10 protein-coding genes are annotated in these 20,823 nt (G+C 68.7%); 7 read left to right on the top strand and 3 right to left on the bottom strand.

Annotation, left to right across the window (positions count from 1 at the left end):
• The 3 genes from NP4_RS38915 to NP4_RS38905 all read left to right on the top strand — a co-directional run.
• The coding region (locus NP4_RS38915; protein ID WP_156524978.1) for a non-ribosomal peptide synthetase at positions 1 to 10,996 on the top strand (10,996 nt) is incomplete at its 5' end.
• A 136-nt stretch (positions 10,997 to 11,132) separates the two neighbouring features.
• Positions 11,133 to 12,137 (top strand): alpha/beta hydrolase, encoded by a 1,005-nt coding sequence (locus NP4_RS38910; protein WP_174556225.1) that lies wholly within the window; start codon positions 11,133 to 11,135, stop codon positions 12,135 to 12,137.
• A 152-nt stretch (positions 12,138 to 12,289) separates the two neighbouring features.
• On the top strand, positions 12,290 to 13,537 hold the full coding sequence (locus tag NP4_RS38905; protein ID WP_068009575.1) for an Nramp family divalent metal transporter: 1,248 nt from the start codon (positions 12,290 to 12,292) through the stop codon (positions 13,535 to 13,537).
• Here NP4_RS38905 and NP4_RS38900 read toward each other — a convergent pair.
• Positions 13,524 to 14,387 carry a polysaccharide deacetylase family protein gene (locus NP4_RS38900; protein ID WP_068009560.1) on the bottom strand — a complete coding sequence of 288 codons (864 nt, stop codon included), beginning with the start codon at positions 14,385 to 14,387 and terminating at the stop codon, positions 13,524 to 13,526. The two genes, NP4_RS38905 and NP4_RS38900, sit on opposite strands and share 14 nt — an antisense overlap.
• 46 nt (positions 14,388 to 14,433) lie before the next feature.
• Positions 14,434 to 15,933: an aldehyde dehydrogenase family protein gene (locus NP4_RS38895; protein WP_068009607.1), complete on the bottom strand. Its 1,500-nt coding sequence runs from the start codon at positions 15,931 to 15,933 to the stop codon at positions 14,434 to 14,436.
• A gap of 417 nt (positions 15,934 to 16,350) precedes the next feature.
• Between NP4_RS38895 and NP4_RS38890 the strand changes: the two genes are divergently transcribed.
• The 3 genes from NP4_RS38890 to NP4_RS38880 are packed head-to-tail and all read left to right on the top strand — an operon-like array spanning position 16,351 to position 18,997.
• Positions 16,351 to 17,340, top strand: coding sequence for a daunorubicin/doxorubicin resistance ABC transporter ATP-binding protein DrrA (locus tag NP4_RS38890; protein WP_068009541.1), 990 nt, complete (start codon positions 16,351 to 16,353; stop codon positions 17,338 to 17,340).
• Positions 17,341 to 17,381: 41 nt separating this feature from the next.
• Positions 17,382 to 18,149: an ABC transporter permease gene (locus NP4_RS38885; protein WP_068009596.1), complete on the top strand. Its 768-nt coding sequence runs from the start codon at positions 17,382 to 17,384 to the stop codon at positions 18,147 to 18,149.
• 35 nt (positions 18,150 to 18,184) lie between these two features.
• On the top strand, positions 18,185 to 18,997 hold the full coding sequence (locus tag NP4_RS38880; RefSeq protein ID WP_245998316.1) for an ABC transporter permease: 813 nt from the start codon (positions 18,185 to 18,187) through the stop codon (positions 18,995 to 18,997).
• On the opposite strand, the gene NP4_RS38875 is transcribed toward NP4_RS38880, so the two are convergent.
• Positions 18,998 to 20,212 (bottom strand): TetR/AcrR family transcriptional regulator, encoded by a 1,215-nt coding sequence (locus NP4_RS38875; RefSeq protein WP_068009534.1) that lies wholly within the window; start codon positions 20,210 to 20,212, stop codon positions 18,998 to 19,000.
• A gap of 134 nt (positions 20,213 to 20,346) precedes the next feature.
• Between NP4_RS38875 and NP4_RS38870 the strand changes: the two genes are divergently transcribed.
• Positions 20,347 to 20,823: enoyl-CoA hydratase-related protein (locus NP4_RS38870; RefSeq protein WP_174556223.1), on the top strand; the 477-nt coding region annotated here is incomplete at its 3' end.

Raw genomic sequence — 20,823 nt, 5'->3', positions numbered from 1 at the left:
CGCCGACGGCTACGACGAGGACGGCGCGGCGACCGGAATCGGCGGCTTCCTCACCTATGCCACCGATCTGTTCGACGCCGCGACCGTCGCGGGATTCGCCGACCGGCTGACCCGACTGCTCGCCGCGGTGGTCGCCGACGCGGCCACGCCGGTCGGCGATCTGGACCTGCTCACCCCGGCCGAGCGCGAACGGGCGCTGGTATCGCGCAACGACACCGCGCATCCGATCGACGCCGATGCCACCCTGGTGACGCTGCTCGACCGCTCGGTGGCGGCCGACCCCCGGGCCGTGGCCCTGGTGGCGGATCTGCCCGACAGCGAATCCGGGCGCATCGAGCTGAGCTACGGCGAGCTCGACGAGCGCGTGAATCGCCTTGCCCGGCATCTGATCGCACTGGGCGTCGGCCCGGAGGCGCGAGTGGCCCTGGCGCTGCGGCGATCGGCGGATCTGGTGGTGGCGATGTACGCCGTCGCCAAGGCCGGTGGCGCCTATGTGCCGATCGATCCGGATCAGCCGGTCGAGCGCATCCGCTACATCATCGACGCCGCCGATCCGGTCTGTGTGCTCACCACCGCCGAACTCGCCGCCACCACGCGCGATTTCGACGAGCGGGACGAGGACGAGGCGATCCAGCCGGCCGCATCGGCCGAGGATCGCGGGCACACGCTGGATTGGCGCGGTCGTCGCCATTCCATCCCCGCGCGCACCGAACCGGCGCGGGCTCGGGCCTCGGCACGGCGGATCACCGGAATCTTCACCGATGTCACGGTTCCGCTGGTCAGGCTCGACGAGGCGGACCTGTCGCATCATTCGACCGATACCGTGGTCGACGCGGAACGCCGTGTGCCACTGCGGGCTTCGAATACCGCCTACGTCATCTTCACCTCCGGTTCCACCGGTCGGCCCAAGGGCGTGGCGGTGTCGCATGCGGCCGTGGTCAACCAGATGCTCTGGAAGACGGCCGAATTCGGTTTGGGGCCCGCCGATTCCGTAATTCTGAAGACCGCGGCGACCTTCGATCTGTCGGTCTGGGAGTTCTGGTCCGCGGCCGTCTGTGGCGGGCGGTTGGTGATCGCCACCGCCGACGGACATCGCGATCCGGTGTATCTGCAGCAACTCATGGCCCGCGAGCGGGTGACCACGCTGCATGTGGTCCCCTCGATGCTCGACGCGTTGCTGGCCGTGGATTCCGGCGTCTCGGCGCTGCGGCGGGTCCTGGCCATCGGCGAGGCGCTTCCGGCCGCACTGGCCCGGCGTTTCCGCGCGGCCCACCCCGATGTGGCGCTGTACAACCTGTACGGTCCGACCGAGACGGCGGTGTCGGTCACCGGTCATCGGGTCACCGAGGTCGTTCGGCCGTCGGTCCCGATCGGCGCTCCGGAGTGGAACAGCCGGGTCTACGTACTCGATTCGCGGCTGCGGCCGGTGCCCGACGGTGTACCGGGTGAGCTGTACGTCGCGGGGGATCAGCTGGCCCGCGGCTACTTCGCCCGACCCGATCTGACCGCGGACCGATTCGTCGCCGACCCCTTCGGGGATATGGCGGGAACCGCTGGTATCGGCTCCCGCATGTACCGCACCGGCGACCTGGCCGCCTGGAACGCCGACGGTGAACTGGAATACCTGGGCCGCACCGACTTCCAGGTGAAGATCCGCGGCTTCCGCATCGAACTCGGCGAGATCGAGGCCGCGCTGTTGACGCTGCCGCAGATCGCGCAGGCGGTCGTACTGGCCAAATCCGATCAGCGCACCGGCGATCGCCTGGTCGCCTTTCTGGTGCCCGCCTCCGGGCCCGTCGCTCCCGCCGATGCGGAACTCGATGTGGCGCAAGTGAAGTCGGCTCTGGCGGCGGCGCTGCCCTCCTATATGCTGCCCGCGGCGTTCGTGACGCTCGAGGCGTTGCCGCTGAACAGTAACGGCAAGTTGGATCGAAAGGCGTTGCCGGAGCCGGAGTTCGAGGCGACGGTGTTCCGTGCGCCGTCGACGCCGATCGAAGAGGTCGTGGCGTCGGTGTATGCCGATGTGCTCGGTGTGGATCGGGTGGGCGCGGATGACGATTTCTTCGCGCTCGGCGGTAATTCGTTGCTGGCGACGCAGGTGGCCGCGAGAATCGGTGCGGCGCTGGACACCCGGGTGCCCGTGCGCGCGCTGTTCGAGGCGCCGACGGTCGCCACACTCGCGGTGAAGGTCGAACGCGGTACGGGGGAGACCACCCGCACCCCGCTCACCGCCGGGCCGCGCCCGGAGACCCTGCCCCTGTCGTTCGCGCAGCAGCGGATGTGGTTCCTCAACCAGTTCGATCCGTCGGCCGCGGTGTACAACATCCCCGTCGCCATCCGGCTGTCCGGTGCGCTCGAGGTGCACGCGCTGCGCGAGGCGGTCGCGGATCTCGTTGCGCGCCATGAGATCCTGCGCACGATCTACCCGCAGGTGGGTGGGGTCGCGGTGCAGCGCATCCTGTCCCCGGCCGAGGTTCCGCTCGAACTCGATCCGATCTCGATCGGTGAGGAACGCGTCGCCCACGAGGTCGCGCGGCTGGTCGGCGCGGGCTTCGACGTCACCGCCGAGATCCCGTTCCGGATCCGCCTGTTCCAGCTGGCCGCGACCGAATACGTGCTGGTCTTCGTCGCCCATCACATCGCCGCCGACGGCTGGTCCATGGGCCCGCTGACGCGAGATCTGATGGTGGCCTACGTCGCCCGCGGCGACGGCGACGCCCCGGCGTGGTCGCCACTGGCCATCCAGTACGCGGACTACGCGCTGTGGCAGCGGGCGGTGCTCGGTGACGAGAGCGATCCGGAATCGCTCGCGGGCGCGCAATTGTCCTACTGGACAACCGAACTCGCCGATCTGCCCGACGAGCTCACGCTGCCCGCCGACCGGCCCCGCCCGGCCGCGCAGAGTTTCGCGGGCGGCAAATCCGACTTCGTGGTCGACGCCGAGGTACACCGCGCGCTGGCCGAACTCGCCCGCGCGCACAATGCGACGCTGTTCATGGTGGTGCACACCGCGCTGGCGGTCTTCCTGGCCCGGTTGTCGGGCACCGAGGACATCGCCGTCGGCACCCCGATCGCGGGGCGCGGCGAGGCCGAATTGGACGATCTGATCGGCATGTTCGTCAATACGCTGGTGCTGCGGACCCGGGTCACCCCGGACCTGTCGTTCACCGAACTGCTCGCCGCGAACCGCGAAACCGATCTGCGCGCCTTCGCCCACGCCGATATCCCGTTCGAGCGGCTGGTCGAGGCGCTGGATCCGCCGCGCTCGGCCGCCCGGCATCCGCTGTTCCAGGTCGCGCTGTCATTCGAGAATCTGGCCGCCACCAGCTTCGAACTACCGGGACTCAACTTCACCGCGTTGGATCCGGCCGCCGGAACCGCCAAATTCGATCTGCTGCTCACCGTGCGCGAGCAGCGGGCCGTTGACGGATCCGAGGCCGGACTGGCCGCCGAATTCACCTATGCGCGCGATCTTTTCGATGAGCACACCGTGGCGGAGTTCGGCCGCCGGTTCCGGCGCGTGCTGGCCGCGGTCGCCGCCGCCCCGGAGACCGCCGCCGGAGATCTGCGACTGCTCGACGAATCCGAGCACGCCGATCTGGTGCACCGCGTCGGCGCGCCCGCCGTGCCGCCGTGCACCCTGCCGGAGTTGATGGCCGCCGCGGTCGACGCCAATCCGGACGGCCCGGCCGTGGTCTATCGCGGCCGCAGCTACACCTACACCCAACTCGACCTCGCCTCCTCCAAGCTCGCGCGGCGGCTCATCGAACTCGGCGCCGGACCCGATGTCCTGGTGGCCGTGGCGATTCCGCGCTCGATCGAGGCGGTCGTGGCGTTGTGGTCGGTCAGTAAATCCGGGGCCGCGTTCGTACCGGTCGATCCGACCTATCCGGCCGATCGCATCGCGCATATGGTCACCGACTCGCGGGCCTCGCTCGGCGTGACGTTGCGGTCGGTGGTCGGCGATCTGCCCGAGGTGAGCGGCGGCTGGGTCGTACTCGACACCCCGGAGTTCGCCTACGAGGTGGACGCGCTGTCGGGTGATCCGATCACCGACGCCGAGCGCCCGGTCGATCTGCGGCCCGACAATGCCGCGTACGTCATCTACACCTCCGGCTCCACCGGACTGCCCAAGGGCGTCGTCGTGACCCATGCCGGTCTGGCCAATTTCAGCGCCGAGCAGGTGGAACGCTATGGGCTCGACCACAATTCGCGCGCCCTGGCCTTCGCCTCGCCGTCGTTCGACGCCTCGGTGCTCGAGCTGCTGCTCGCCATCGGCGGCGCGGGCGCGCTGGTGCTGGTGCCGCCGCGCACCTTCGGCGGCGCGGAACTGGCGGAGCTGATCACTCGCGAGCGGGCCACCCATGCCTTCCTGACACCGTCGGTGCTGGCCTCGCTGGATTCGGACGCGCTCGCCGATATGCGGGTAATCGTCGCCGGCGGCGAGGCGGTTCCGGCCGATCTGGTGGACAAGTGGGCCGGGCTCCCAGGCCGCGCCTTCCACAACGGCTACGGGCCGACCGAGACCACGATCATGACCAATATCAGCGATCGACTCGCGGTCGGGGATCGGGTCAACATCGGCGGACCCATTCGCGGTATGCGGGCGCTGGTCCTGGACGCGCGGCTGCGGCCGGTGCCCGAGGGGGTGGCCGGTGAGCTGTATCTGGGCGGTGTGCAGTTGGCGCGCGGCTATCACGATCGGCCCGAACTGACCGCGGCCCGGTTCGTTGCCGACCCCTTCGGGGTACAGAAAGAAGCGGGTGGCCGCCTCTACCGGACCGGTGACGTGGTGCGCTGGCGGCGCGGTGAGCCGGTGCTGGAATATGTGGGCCGCAACGACTTCCAGGTGAAGGTGCGTGGGTTCCGCATCGAACTCGGCGAGATCGACAGCGCGCTGACCGCACTGCCGGACGTCGACTTCGCGGTCACCCTGGGCCGGGAAACCGAGACGGGCACAACCATTCTCGTGTCCTATGTGCGCCCCGCGCCGGGCGCCGCGCCCGATACGGCCGCACTGGCCGAACAATTGGGCCGCACGCTGCCGGAGTACATGGTGCCGACGGCCATCGTGCTGCTGGATCGGATCCCGCTCACCCCGGTCGGCAAGCTCGACCGTCGGGCGCTGCCCGAACCGGTACTCGAGACCAAGGCGTACCGGGCCCCGCGGTCGGCCGCCGAACAGGTTGTGGCCGAGGTGATCGGCGAGGTCCTCGGTCTCGAACAGGCCGGACTCGACGACGACTTCTTCGCCCTGGGCGGCGACAGCATCGTATCCATCCAGGTGGTCTCCCGGGCCCGCGCCCGCGGCGTGCACTTCACGCCGCGCGATGTATTCGAGGGCCGCACGGTTGAGGGTCTTGCCCGCCGGGCGACGGTCGAATCGGCCGCGCCGGAACCGGATCCCGAGTCCGGCCCGCTGCCGCTGCCGCCGATGGCGGCGCGGCTGCTGCGACTGGATCCGCCCGCCCGCGACAATCGCGCCATCGCACTGGACATTCCGAGCGATTGCGCGCCCGAGCGGGTGCGCGCGGCCGTGCAGGCGGTACAGGATCGCCATCCCATGTTGTCGGCGCGGTTGGAATCGGTTGCGGCGAATCCGCCCGCAGCGCGGCCCTGGAAGCCCGAGCCCTCCCCGGAGGCGCAGACGCGGTTCCTGCCCGTGGCCGACGGCGACGGGGAGGAGCTGTTCGAGACCGAATGGGCCGAGGCCAAGACGCAGATCCTGCCGGTCGCCGTGGTCGAACACGAGACCCGCTTCCTGCCGATCCCGTCGCGGCCGCCGAGCGCATCCGAATCCGGCCCGGTCGGCTGGCTCGACACACCCACCACCGCGGACAGCGCGGATGCCGAACTGCGCCTGGTACTTCCGGAGGAATCCGCCGAGGCGCTGCTGCGGCAGTTCGTTCCCGCGCCCGATACCGCCGAGATCGCACTGCGCGCGCTGACCGCCGAACTGGATCCCTTCGCCGGACGCAATATCGGTTTCGGGCTCATCGCACCCACCGATCCCGAGGAGGCCGCGCGACAGTCGGGCACCCTGGTCGTGGTGGCCAATGGCATCGTCGTGGACGACGTTTCGTGGCGCGTGATCGTGGATGAGCTGTCGGCGGCCTGGTCCGGCGGCCACGCCGCCGCGGCCGCGATCGATACCGGGCCCGCGGGGGTGACCCGGGCCCTGGCCGAGCGGGCGGGAGAACAGCGCACCGTCGACGAATTGGCCTGGTGGCAGCGCACTCTCGCCGAGGTGCCCGCCGAGACGCCGATCGATGGCCTCGACCTGACCGCGCGCGGGCGGGTCTCGCTGGTGATCACCGCCGAGGGCGCGTCCGCCGTCGGCTCGGTCGCCCGCGCCTATCACGCGAGCGTCGAGGATGTGCTCACCACGGCCCTGGCGCTGGCCTTGCGGCCGCCGCTGCACGGCGGCGCGGCGGAGCTGCTGGGCCCGGTGGTGCAGTTGGCCGCCGACGGCCGCGCGGTGATCGGCGCCGAATCCGATGGCGTGGTAGGCGGTTTCACCGTCGCCTTCCCGCTGGTGCTCGGCTTGGACGAGGTCGATGTCGAGGAGGCGCTGCTCGGCGGTCCGGCCGCGGGCCGGGCGCTGGCGCAGGTCAAGGAGCTGCGCCGGTCGGTGCCCGATCACGGCATCGGCTATGGCCTGCTGCGCTATCTGAATCCGGAGACCGGCGAGGCCCTGGCCGCGCTCGCGCACGGCCGCACGGCCCTGCGCTATCGCGATCTGCGGCCCGCGCATGCCTATCCCGACACCCCGGCCCCCGATCTGGTCCTCGACCTCACCGTGGACGCCACCGAGGACGGGCTGCTGGCCCGGTTCGATTACGCGGCGGCGGTTCTCGACGTCGAACAGGTGAAGGAGTTCGCCGGGCACTGGGTGCGAGCGCTGGGCGGGCTGGCCGAACACGGAACCCGTTCCGACGCGGGCGGTTTCACCCCGTCGGACTTCGATCTGGTGCGGCTGTCGCAGGCCGATGTCGATCGGTTGCACGGGACCTATCCGGCACTGATCGATATCTGGCCGGTGACGCCGCTGCAGTCGGGCATGCTGTTCCACGCACTGCTCGCCGACGCCTCGGTCGACGTCTACACCACGCAGTTCAGCATTGATCTGAACGGCACGGTCGATGAGCGCCGGTTGCGCGAGGCCGCCCGGGCCGTATTGGATCGGCACGACAATCTGCGGGTCGCCTTCGCCGAGGACGCCGAGGGCAATCCGGTGCAGCTGGTGCTCGATCCGGTCGAGACGCCCTGGCGCACGGTCGATCTCACCCATCTCGATCCGGCCGAGGCCGCGGCCGAGGCGGCGCGCTACGAGGCCGCCGACTACGCCGACCGCTTCGATATGCGCACCGCGCCGCTGCTGCGCTTCGCGCTGATCCGCACCGCGCCCGCCGCCCATCGACTGCTGGTGACCAGCCATCACATCCTCATCGACGGCTGGTCGATGCCGCTGCTCATGCAGGATCTGCTGACCCTGTACGTACTCGGCCCGCGCTCGCGGCAACTGCCCGCGGTGCACTCCTACGGCGAATATCTGGCCTGGCTCGTCGCCCAGGATCCCCGCGCCGCCCGCGTCGCCTGGCAGCGTGCCCTGGACGGGATCACCGAGCCGACACCGCTCGCGCCGGTCGATCCGGGACGCGAGATCGCCTCGGGCGTTGGCGAAGTCGGCTTCGAGCTGTCGGTGGCAGATACCACCGCGCTGACCCGGTTGGCCGCGCGCCTGGGCGTCACCGTGAATACGGTCGTGCAGGCGGCGTGGGGTCTGGTGCTCGGGCGCATCACCGATCGCGACGATGTGGTGTTCGGCGCGACCGTCTCCGGCCGCCCGCCGCAGCTGTCCGGGGTCGAGACGATGGTGGGCCTGTTCCTCAACGCCATTCCGGTGCGAGTTCGCCTGCGCCCCGACGACACCCTGGCCGGACTGCTGCGTCAGCTGCAGGCCGAACAGGCCGAACTGCTCGACCACCACTACCTGGGCCTGAGCGATATTCAGGAAACCGTCGGCGTGGAAGGGCTTTTCGATTCGCTGGTGGTGTTCGAATCCTTCCCGGTCGATCGGGAGGGCCTGGATCGGGCCGGGGCCGTCGACGGTATGCATATCGCCGGAGTCGGCGCGGTCAACGGCACGCATTACCCGGTGACGGTGATGGTGGTGCTGGACAACCAGCTGCGGGTCTCGCTGAAGTATCTGCGCGACGTCTTCGGCGAGCCGGCCGCACAGGCGCTGGCGCAACGGCTTTCGGTCATCATCGGCCGCTTCGTCGCCACCCCGCAGGCCCGCGTGGCCGAGGTGGACGCGCTGCTGGACGGTGAGCGCGCCGAACTGGCCGCCCGCAATGCCACCGCGGTGCTCGAACTGCTCGACGACGCCACCCTGCTGACGCTGTTCGACGCCCAGGTGGCCCGGACCCCGCAGGCGCCCGCGGTGCACTTCGGCGACGTCACGCTGAGCTATCGCGAACTCGACGAGCGCTCCCGCGCGCTCGCCGCACAACTGATCGATCGCGGCGTCGGGCCGGAAACGCTGGTGGCCGTGGCCATGCGGCGTTCGATCGAGCTGATCGTGGCGGTGTACGCGGTGCTGCGCGCGGGCGGCGGCTATGTACCGGTCGATCCGGATCATCCGGCCGACCGCAACGAGTTCGTACTCGCCAATACCGATCCGGTGTGCGTGCTGAGCGCCGCGCGCGACGGCTTCACCACCGCCGCGGGTATCGAGGTGGTCGAGGTCGACGCCCTCGATCTGTCGAAATCCGATATGGCGCGAGTGGATACCCATCCCGACGCGATCGCCTATGTGATGCATACCTCCGGCTCCACCGGCCGTCCGAAGGGTGTGGCCATCACCCATCGGCAGATGGTCAACCAGTTCCGCTGGGCGCAGCTGACCCATCCGCACGGCGCCGGTGACGTGGTGCTGCACAAGACCCCGATCACCTTCGACATCTCCACCTGGGAGCTGTTCTGGCCCTTGCAGACCGGCGCGGCCGTGGTGATCGCCGAACCGGACGGCCATCGCGACCCGGCCTATCTGGCCGAGGTTATCGAGCGGTATTCCGTCGGCACGGCGCATTTCGTGCCCTCGATGTTGGACGCCTTCCTGGATCCGACCGCCAACCCCGCTGTGGCCCGGGGTCTTTCGTCGCTGCGGCGGGTGTTCGCCGCCGGTGAGGCGCTGACCGGGGATACCGCCGCCGCCTTCGCCGCGGCGTTCGAGCATGCCGAACTGGTGAACTGGTACGGACCGGCAGAGGCCACGGTCGTCACGTATCACCCGATCCGGCAGGCGTATTCGGGTGCGGTGCCGATCGGCGTGCCGGTGGCCAATACCCGGGTGCACGTACTGGATCGGCAGCTGCGGCCGGTGCCGCTGGGCGCGCCGGGCGAACTGTATGTCGCGGGTGTGCAATTGGCGCGCGGATATCTCGGGGCCCCGGCGCTCACCGCCGAAAGGTTCGTCGCGACCGGTCACGGCGAGCGGCTGTATCGCACCGGCGATGTCGTGCGCTGGCGCGAGGGCGCGCTGGAATATCTGGGCCGCAGCGATTTTCAGGTGAAGTTGCGTGGGCAGCGCGTCGAGCTGGGGGAGATCGAGGCGGTACTCGGCGGGCACGAGGCGGTGCGGCACGCGGTGGTATCGGTGGCGTCGGGCGATACCGGCGATCGTCTGGTCGCCTATCTGGTGCCGGAGTCCGGTTCCGAGATCGACGAGGCGGCCGTCCTCGCGTATGCGCGGGAGTCGCTGCCGGGCTATATGGTTCCCGCCGCGGTGGTGCTGCTGGCAGAGCTGCCGCTCAATGCCAGCGGCAAACTCGACCGCCGGGCGCTGCCCGCGCCGCGCCTGACCGGGCGGGCCTATCGGGCCCCGGCGACGCCGCTCGAGCAGACCATCGCCGATGTCTTCGCCGAGGTGCTCGGGGTCGAGCGGGTCGGGGTCGACGACGACTTCTTCGAGCTGGGCGGTAACTCGCTGATCGCGACCCGTGCGGTCAGCCGATTGCGCGCGGTCACCGGGGCCGGAGTGCGGGTGCAGTGGTTCTTCACCGGCGCAACGGTTTCCGCGCTGGCCGCCCGCGTCCTCGCGGCGCTGGCCGATGAGCACGAGTTCGATCAGGACTCCGATGCAGCGCTGTCGGTGCTGCTGCCGATCCGCACCGACGGGCCGGGCGATCCGCTGTTCTGCATCCATCCGATGTATGGGTTGTCCTGGTGCTATTCCGGATTGGCCCGCTATGTGGAGGATCGGCCGATCCTCGGCCTGCAGTCCCCGGCGCTGTCGGAGGACGGCTATCTACCCGGATCGCTGACCGAGATGGCCGCGCGCTACGTCGCCGAGATCCGCGCGGTGCAGCCGCACGGGCCGTATCGACTGCTCGGCTGGTCGCTCGGCGGCGTACTGGCCCACGCGGTGGCCGCCGAACTGCAGGCGCGCGGCGAGCGGATCGCGCTGCTGGTCATGCTCGACAGTCATCCCGATATCGATGTGAGCGATTTCCGGACCGCGATCCGGGAGGCCCTGGCGGAGATCGGGATCGGCGCGGAGGCGCTGGTCGGCGATGGTGATATCCACGAGCTGAGCGAGGAGGCGGTGGCCGCGCTGCACGCCACCGTTCCGGCGGATATGGCCGTGCTGACCCCCGAGCGGGTGCGGCGCATCTACCGCAGCGCGGTGCGCTCGGCCGAACTGATCGCCGAACATGCGCCGGGGGTGTACCGGGGTCGGCTGGACTACTTCAGTGCTCTGGGTCACGACGCCGCGGCGCTGAATTGGTCCGACTTCGTCGATGGCGAGATCGCCGACCATCCGATCGACGCGACACACGATCAGATGACATCGGCGCAAGCGCTGGCCGACCTCGGCCCGTTGCTGGCACACCTGCTGGCCGACGCCGACAAGAACGGCGGCGATGGCATGATGGGGCGGGCGCCGGGTACGCGGACGGCACGTAACAAGATCGACTGGTCGGACGACTAGACAAACCGTAAGGTCGGGCGAGACACCGACCGGCAGAGTAAACGAGCGGATAGCGAAGGTGTGAACATTGATTCGTCGACACTTCCGGCGTAGTGGTCTCAGGGCTGCGGCGGTGCTCGCGGCAACGGGCGTGCTCATGGGCGTCGTCGCCGGCGTCGGCGCAACCAACGCCTCGGCGACCGACCCGATCATCGCGTCGAAAAGCCTGCTGGCCGACCCGAAGGCGCCCGACGGATCAAAGATCAACAAGGCGACTTACAAGGACGACCGCAATATCCGCCTCTACGTCTACTCCGCCGCGATGGACGAGACCTTCCCGGTCGACGTCCAGCGTCCGGCCGACGCCTCGGTGGCGCGCCCGACGCTGTATCTGCTCAACGGCGCCGGCGGCGGCGAGGATGACGCGTCGTGGGTGAAGAAGACCGATATCGTCAACGGCTTCCTCGCCGACAAGAACGTCAATGTCGTGCAGGTCGTCGGCGGTAAGTGGAGCTACTACACCGATTGGCTGAAGGACGATCCGGTCCTGGGCCGCAACAAGTGGAAGACCTTCTTCACCGAGGAGTTGCCGCCGCTGATCGACGGCGCGCTGGGCACCAACGGCGTCAACGCCATCGCGGGCCTGTCCACCTCGGGCACCACCGTGCTGAATCTGCCGATCGCCAAGCCCGGTCTGTACAAGGCGGCCGCGGCCTACTCCGGTTGCGCGCAGACCAGTGATCCGGCCGGTCGGGAATTCGTGAAGCTGACCGTCAATGTGTGGGGCGGCGGCGATGTCCGCAATATGTACGGCGAGGACAACAACCCGGCCTGGGTGGAGAACGACCCGTATGTCAATGCCGAGAAGTTGCGCGGCACCGAGCTCTACCTCTCCAGTGGCACCGGCCTGCCCGGCCAGTACGACACCCTGGACAACAAGTACGCCCTGCCCGGCGCGTACGGCCTGGCCAACCAGATCGTGATCGGCGGCGTCATCGAGGCCGGTACCAACTTCTGCAGCCACAACCTGCAGAACAAGCTGAACGGCCTCGGCATCCCCGCCACCTACAACTTCCGTCCCGCGGGCACCCATTCGTGGGGCTACTGGCGCGACGACTTCATGAACTCCTGGCCCGTGCTCGCCCACGGCCTGGGGATCTGACATATCTGGCGCAGCCCTCGGCCGCGCAGCCGTTCTCTTTTCCCTGCCCCGGGCGCCCAGCGCCCGGGGCAGGGCCATATCGGCATATTGAAGAGATCACACTTTTCCAGGGACCTCTCAACAAAAAGTTCGGCGACCCGTAAACTCTGTTCATGAGCACCGCGGTAGCACCCTCGCGAATCTCGTTGCGGCGCGTGCGCGGGGTCGCGGTCCTGCTCGGCCCCGCCTTCGTCGCGGCGATCGCGTATGTCGATCCGGGCAATGTCGCCTCCAATATCAGCGCCGGCGCGCAGTTCGGCTATCTGCTGGTGTGGGTCATCCTGATGGCCAATCTCATGGCCGCGCTGGTGCAGTTCCTGTCGGCGAAACTGGGTCTGGTCACCGGGCGCACGCTGCCGGAGGTGGTGCGCGATCGCGCGAGTCGGCCGGTGCGCCTGGCCTATTGGGCCCAGGCCGAACTGGTCGCGATGGCGACCGATCTGGCCGAGGTGGTCGGCGGCGCGATCGCGCTGAATCTGCTGTTCCATCTGCCGCTCATCCTCGGTGGCGTCATTACCGGCGTGGTGTCGATGGTGCTGCTGGCCGTGCAGAATCGTCGCGGGCAGAAGCCTTTCGAGCGGGTCATCATCGGCATGCTGGCGGTGATCGCGATCGGATTCATGGCCAGCGTGGTGATCTCACCGCCCTCGCTGAGCGAGACCGCGGGCGGGCTGCTGCCGCGCTTCTCCGGAACCGAGAGCGTATTGCTGGCCGCGGCGATGATCGGCGCGACGGTCATGCCGCACGCCATCTATCTGCACTCCGCCCTCACCCGCGATCGGCACGGACAGGCCGAGGCCGGTGCGCCGCGCGCGCGGCTGCTGCGCATCACCCGCTACGACGTGGGCCTGGCGATGCTGATCGCGGGCGCGGTGAATCTGTCCATGCTGCTGATGGCCGCCAACACCCTCGGCGGCCGCGACGATGTGGACTCCATCGAATCCGCCCATGCCGCGGTGCGGGATGCCTTGGGGCCCTGGGCGGCACTGCTGCTGGCGGTCGGCCTACTGGCCTCCGGACTGGCCTCCACGTCGGTCGGCGCCTACGCCGGGGCGATGATCATGGAGGGGCTGCTGCGCCGCAGCATTCCGCTACTGGCCCGGCGACTGGTCACGCTGATCCCGGCGCTGATCATCCTCGCCGCCGGAATAGATCCCACGCGGGCGCTGATCGTGTCGCAGGTGGTGCTGTCGTTCGGCATTCCGTTCGCGTTGATTCCGCTGGTGCGCTTCACCAGCGACCGGACCCTGATGGGGGCCGACGTCAACCATCGCGTGACCAATGCGCTGGCCTGGCTGATCGCGGCCATCATCACGGGCCTCAATCTGCTGCTGATCTATCTCACCGTCACCGGCCACTGAGGTAGTGCGCGGCGATCTCGTCGCTCGTGGTCACCCAGACGCTCGGGTGATTCACGATGTAGCCCAGGGCCTCGTCGAGATAGCGATGGCGGAACGCCTGCCCGGTGACGAACGGATGCAGCGCCAGGGCCAGCACCCGCCCGCTGTCGGCGGAGTCCTCGTGCAGCTGATCGAGCTGATCCTTGACCATGGTCACGAAATCCGGTCCGGTCAGGCCCTTGCTGACGAAGATGCCGATGTCGTTGAGCTCCACCGAATACGGAACGCTCAGCATGCCCGGCACATTCAGCGGATAGGGCTGATCGTCGTTGGTCCAGTCCAGCACATAGCTCAGGCCCAGCTCGGCCAGCAGCTGCGGGGTGTGGAAGGTTTCGGTCAGCCCCGGGCCCATCCAGCCGCGCGGCCGCTGCCCGGTGGACTTCTCGATCGTCTCGACGATCTCGCGCAGGGCGAGGCGCTCCTCGTCGAGGGACAGTCCGGTGTGCAGGTGGCTGTTGCTGCTGCCGTGTGCCAGCCAGGCCCAGTCGCGCTGCTGCCCGGCCGCGATGATCTGCGGATACCGCTCGCCCACATCCGAATTGAGCAGCGCGCTGGCCCGGATGTTGTATTTGTCGAGCAACTGGATCTGCCGCCAGATGCCCACCCGCGGCCCGTAATCGCGCCAACCGTAGTTGAGCGAGTCGGGGGTGAGACCGGTGGTGCCCTCGTAGGTCGCGGTACCGGGCAGATCCACGTAGAAGTGCTCGATATTGAGACCGACGTAGAAGGCGACCCGTTTACCGTCGGGCCAGTGGATCGGCTCGCGCTCGGTGATGGGGCTGTAGTCGAAGAGGGTGAGATCGGTGCTCATACGGCCATGTTGAACCCTGACACCAATGTCAGGTTCAAGCGGCTCGTCAGATGCGTCCGTGGCGTAAGCGGAAGATGGCCTTGGCCAGCCGCAGATGACGCGGGTGGCGATCGAAGGTGGACAGGTTCACCGGGGCGCGGTAGCGCTTCTGGGCGATGGCCAGGGTGCGGCTGAATTCGTGCAGGCCCGCCTCGCCGTGGGCATGGCCGCGACCGTATTCGCCCACGCCGCCGAAGGGCAGCGACGGGATGCCCGCGTAGGCCATCGACGAATTGATGGTCACCACACCGGTTCTGATGCGCTCGGCCAGTTCGGGTACCGCGGTCACATCGCGGGTGAACACCGGGACCGCCAGGCCGTGATCGACGGCGTTGATCCGCTCGACCGCCTCGTCCATGGTCGCCACCCGGTTCACGATCAGCACCGGACCGACCGCCTCGCTCGTGACGGCCAGACTCTCCTCCGGCACCTCGGTGAGCACGATCGGCTCGATATAGGGCTCCCGAATGGATTCCAGCCCGCCGACCACAGCCCGGCCGCCGCGCGCGATGGCATCCTTGACCTGCCTGCGCACGACATCGACCTGTGATTCCAGGATCATCGGCCCGTAGGAGGCCCGGCGATCTCCGCCCGGGCGCAGCCGCCGGGCCTGGGCCACAACGCGTTCCAGGAACGGTTCGTAGACCGACTCCGCGACGTAGACCCGCGCGATCCCGGCCGCGCTCTGGCCCGCGTTGGCCATCGCGCCGAAGACCGCGGCCTCGGCCGCATCGTCGAGTTTGGCGTCGACCTGTACCACCATCGAACCCTTACCCGCGCGCTCGACCACCACCGGCGTCATGGTCTGCGCGCACAGCGCGATCACCTCGCGCGCCCCGGCCTCGGGCCCGGCATAGGAGATCTTGTCCAGCCGCGCCCGGCACAGCGCCGTCTCGGTGCTGTGATCGCCGGTGACCACCTGCAGCACGGGCTGATTCGGGGCCAGCCGATTCCAGCTCTCGGCCAGCCACATCCCGACCCCGGGGGTGAGCTCGCTGGGTTTGAACACCACCGCGTTCCCGGCGGCCATGGCATAGGCGATCGAACCCATCGGGGTGAACACCGGATTGCTCCACGGCCCGATCACGCCGACCACACCCAGCGGCAGATAGCCGACCGAGGCCCGCTGATTGCGGGTGAGCCAGGTGGAGCCGAGACGCCTTCTGCCCAGGGTCTGTTCGGCATTGCGGGCGGCCCAGTCCAGATTCTCGACCGCGAGCATGACCTCGATGGCCGCGTCCACCCCGGGCTTGCCGGTTTCGGCGCAGACCAGATCCACCAGTTCGGAGGCATTGCGGGCGATGGCCCGCTTCCAATCCAGCAGCCAGCGCCGACGTCCGGCGAATCCGATTGCCGCCCACCATTTCTCGGCCGCCCGGGCGGCCCGCACCGTACGGGTCAGCTCACCGGTGCCCATGATCGCGTAATCGCCCACGGCCTCGCCGGTTCGCGGGTCGTAGGAGGTCAGCACCCGCGAGCGACCCGGGCCCGGCGAATGCGTCGCCATATGCGACTGTGTCGACTGGCGGCCCTCCCGGGTCCCTTCGTGGTTACGCAGGCTGCCGCCTTCGGTCCCGTCGCTCGCGCCGCCGGCGGATTCGGCCATCGGTCAACCTCTCGCTGACGTACTGCGCAGCCGGTGGAACCACAGCCGCCGCAGCAATAGTGGAGTCGTGTCAGTTCCCCTTATCCGCCACACTATGGGCGGGGCCACCGCCCGGACAAGGAACGGTCCCGGTCGACAGACCGCCCGGTCCGGCCGTGGACCAGCATCGATTCACGGTGAGACCGACAGGTATGTCGAATTGTGAGGAATGACACAAATATCCGGAACGCGAACTGGGTACCGGTTCGGTCGACCAGTAACATCGGCGCCGGTGGATGGGATCACCAATCGACGCCCCGGCCCGATAGTGGAGAGTTGATGCCGAGTTTGGACTACGCAGAATCGCACCCCGCGACGGGTGAGCCCGCCGTGTCGGTCTCGGAGGTCCGCAAATCCTTCGGCGACGTCCACGCCCTCCAGGGCATCAGCTTCACCGCCGAACGCGCCTCGGTGCTGGGCATTCTCGGCCCGAACGGTGCGGGAAAGACCACCACGGTGAAGATCCTGTCGACCCTGCTGCGCCCCGATTCGGGCACGGCCGTGGTCGCCGGGCACGATGTGGCCAAGGATCCGGCGGGCGTGCGGCGCTCGATCATGATGACCGGCCAGTACGCCGCCCTGGACGAGAATCTGTCCGGCCGCGAGAACCTGGAGTTGTTCGGCCGGTTGATGGGCCTGACCAAGAAGGCCGCGCGCAATCGCGCCGACGCGCTGCTGGAACAGTTCGATCTGGTCAGCGCGGGTAAGCGTGCGGTGCGGCACTATTCGGGCGGTATGCGCCGCCGCGTGGACATCGCCTGCGGCCTGGTGGTCCGCCCCGAGGTGGTCTTCCTCGACGAACCGACCACGGGCCTGGATCCGCGCAGCCGTCAGGGTGTGTGGGATCTGGTGACCGCGCTCAAGGAACAGGGCATCACGGTGCTGCTCACCACGCAGTATCTCGAGGAGGCCGACGTCCTGTCCGACAACATCATCGTCATCGATAAGGGCACCGTCATCGCCGAGGGCACCGCCGACGAGCTCAAGGAGAAGACCGGCGGCAGTTACTGCGAGGTGGTTCCGTTGGATCCCACCAAGCTGCTCACCGCGGTCTACGCCCTGGGCGATCTGGTCCCCGCCGGCGTGCGGGCCGATCTCGACGGCGCCGACCGCGTTTCCATTCCGGCCCCCGCCGGTGCGGCCACGCTCGCCGAGGCGCTGCGCCGATTGGATTCGGCGGGTGTGAAATTGGCCGATATCGCGCTGCGGCGGCCCTCGCTCGACGATGTGTTCCTATCCATCACCGGCCACTCGGGCGGGCACCAGTGAGCGCACCCACCCTCGACGCGCAGGCCCGGCTGTTCGCCCGAATGCCCGCCGCGCGGCCGTCGAGTTTCGCGCAGTGGCGCGCCCTGACCGGACGCATCGTCTGGACGATGGCCACCAAGGGCGAGCTGATCGTCGCGATCGTCACCCCGCTGGTGTTCACCCTCGGCTTCTATCTGCCGCTGAAATTCGTCATGAAGTTCAGCGGTATCGATTACGCGCAGTTCGTCATGCCGATCATCGTGTTGCAGACCATGGCCTTCACGATGATGTCGAATGCGCAGATCGCCGCCTTCGAATCGATGACCGGGCTCAACACCCGGATGCAGACCATGCCGATCGGCACTTTGGTCCCGCTCACCGCGCGGATCTCCGCGGGGCTGGTGCGCTCGGTGACCTCGCTGATCGCGGCGATCATCTTCGGCTATGCGATCGGCTTCCGGTTCGTGGCCGGATTCGGGCAGGCCGCGCTGTTCTGCGCGTTCTCCCTGGCGGTCGGCACGGTGCTGGCGGTCGGGGCCGACGCGCTGGGCTGTCTGACCAAGAGTCCGGAGTCGCTGAGTCAGGCGCTGACGCTGCCGACGCTGATCTTCGGCATGCTGTCGTGCGGTTTCGTGCCCGAAGGCGGTTTCCCGCAGTGGATTCGGCCGTTCGTGCGTAATCAGCCGATCTCGCAGTTCTCCTTCGCGATGCGCGATATGGCGGCGGGCGGTGTGAGCTGGCACGTGCTGTGGGTGCCGCTGGTGTGGCTGGGTGGACTCGCGGTGTGCTTCGTGCCACTGGCGATCTGGGCGAGTGTGAGGCGTTCGTGAGCACTGTGGAAGAGGTTGTCGAGCGGGCCGAGACCATCGCGGCGCTGCCGCGGGTCGCGCCGCAGTCCGAGCGGGCGCTGTCGACCTGGATGCGGCACAGCCTGATTCAGTGCAAGCGCCTGCTGCTGGTGTGGGCCCGCGATCCCGCGACCACCATTCAGACGCTGCTCTATCCGGCGCTGACACTGCTGATGTTCCGTGTGGTGCTGGGCGATTCGATCAGCCGCGCCACCGGTATGCCCAGCGTCTACGGCACCGTTCCGATGATCACCCTGGTCGCGGCGATGTCGGGTGCGGTGGTGAGCGCGCTCGGATTCAAGGGCGAGAAGTACACCGGTCTGCTGGGCCGGTTCTGGACCATGCCGATCCACCGGGCCGCGGGCCTGACCGGACGGCTGCTGGCCGAGGCGGTCCGCGTGCTGGTCACGACGCTGTTCGTGATCGTGGTCGGGGTGTGCATCGGCTTTCGGTTCTGGAACGGGCCGCTGGCCTCGATCGCCGTGATCCTGATCCCGGTGCTGTTCGGAGTCGGATTCGCGGTGCTGGTCACCGCGCTGGCCACCTTCTCCGAGGGGGTGATGCTGGTGCAGGTCATCGGCATCATCAATACGCTGCTGATGTTCTTCAACTCCGGCTTCGTGCCGGTGTTCGCCTATCCCATGTGGCTGCAGAAGGTCGTGCAGTATCAGCCGATGAGCACCGCGATCGATGCCATGCGCGGACTGGCCTACGACGGGCCGGTGGCGGCGCCGCTGCTGCAAACACTCGCCTGGACAATCGGTTTCATCGTGGTGTTCACCTATCCGGCCATCCGCGGATATCGCCGCGCGGCCGAGTCCGGGGCCTGATCAGTCCTTCGGACCCAGCAGGACCGCGGTCATCAGGGCCCGCACCCGGGCCAGGCTCTCCGGCCGGACGTCGAAGCGCATTCGACGTCCGGCGTCGACGACCTGGGCGATGGCCGCGTGCACGCGGAAGCGGGCCTCGGCCGGATCGCCGTCGAGCAGATGCGCCCACTCCAGCACGTTCTGACGCTGGATGGAGCGCAGCTTCTGCTGTTCGGCGGCGGGCAGATTGGAGAATTCGGCGAAGTAGACCGGCAGGATCTCCGGCATCGCGAAGGTGAGCCGGGCGAAGCGCGCGGCGATGCGCACCGCGGCATCGGGGCGGCTGGTCGCCTCCGACAGCGCCTCGGCATTGGCGATCGCGACCCGCTCGCCGGTGCGGTGGAAGGCCGCGGCCAGCAGATCGGATTTGCTGGTGAAGTAGCGGTACACGCTCGAGGCGTTGATACCGACGGCTGCGCCGATCTCCTCGATACTGGCCTCGTGATAGCCCTGGCGGCCGAAGATCCGGATCGACTCGGTGAGCAGCTGTTCGCGTTTGGAGCTCAGCGGCAGTCCGCGCACCGCGGACTGCGGCGGCGGCTCGGTCGGCGCGGGCGGCAGGTCGGTGTGCAGGATCGAACGGCTGATATCGAGTAGCAGCTCGGTCAGGCGGCCGGTCGCCAGCGCGGTGCGATGTGCGGTGATGCTGCCGATCACGCCGAGCATGCCGGTGGCCAGCAACTGGACATCGTCGTCGGACAGATCCGGGCGCAGGGCGGCGATGGGCCGTTCGACGGTTTCGTGCAGGCCCTGGTAGATCAGTTTGATGCGGGCGCGGTCGTCGCGTTCGAGATAGCGCCGCTCCCAGCGGTACAGCCCGCCCTCGCGGCGCACCTCGATGGTGTGCTCGGCCAGGGCGCGGATCAGCGCGGTGAGCCGGGATTCCGGATCCAGCGCGGCATCGTCGGCGGCCCGGGCGGTATCGAGCAGCTGCTGCGCGCCGGTTTCGGCGGCGGCGACCAGCAGGGCGTACTTGTTGGTGAAGTGGCGATACAGCGCTGGGCCGGAGATGCCGACCTCGGCCGCGATCTCGTCCACGCCGACCGGGTGATAACCCCGCTCGCTGAACGCCCGCGCCGCCACGCGCACGATCTGCGCCTTGCGGTCCTTGGGTCGGCGCCGGGCGGGTTGGCGTCGCGCGGAAGCGAGCGCGGCTTCGCTGCGTTCCGCGACCATGCACCTCTCCTTCTCCCCGAGCCGCCCTTGTTGACAGCGCCCGATCAGTCAACCTAAGTTAACCACAATTCGCAAAGTTAACCACCATTCTGGCACCTGTGCCAGCATGTGCGGTCCTGTATCGGGAGTACGTCATGAGCACCGGATTCACCGCGGTCCGAGACGGCCGGGTTTTGCGTGTCACGATCACCAACCCCAGGCGCAAGAACGCCATCGACTACGACACCCTCGTCGCGCTCGGCGATACGTTCCTGGCGGCCGCCGACGATACCGCGCTGCGGGTGATCCTGCTGACCGGCGCGGGAACCGACTTCTGCACCGGCGCGGATCTGTCGGCGGCGGAATCGGAGCAGGCCCGCGGCATCACCGCGGAGCAGACCATGGACGCGGCCAACCGGCTGGTGCGCTCGATCGTCGACGCGCCGGTTCCGGTGGTGGCCCGCATTCGGGGCGCCGCCGCGGGCATCGGGGTCGCGCTGGCCCTGGCCGCCGATCTCACCTATGCCGACGACGAGGCCTATCTGCTGCTGGCCTTCATCAATATCGGCCTGATGCCCGACGGCGGCGCGGCCGCGATGGTCGCCGCGGCCGCGGGCCGGGCGGTCGCGGCC

Origin of the sequence: Nocardia pseudobrasiliensis NBRC 108224 (assembly GCF_001613105.1) — a bacterium.
Taxonomy (GTDB): Bacteria; Actinomycetota; Actinomycetes; order Mycobacteriales; family Mycobacteriaceae; genus Nocardia; species Nocardia pseudobrasiliensis.
The sequence above is the reverse complement of the archived record's forward strand: the minus strand, read 5'-3'. Positions and strand labels throughout refer to the sequence as shown.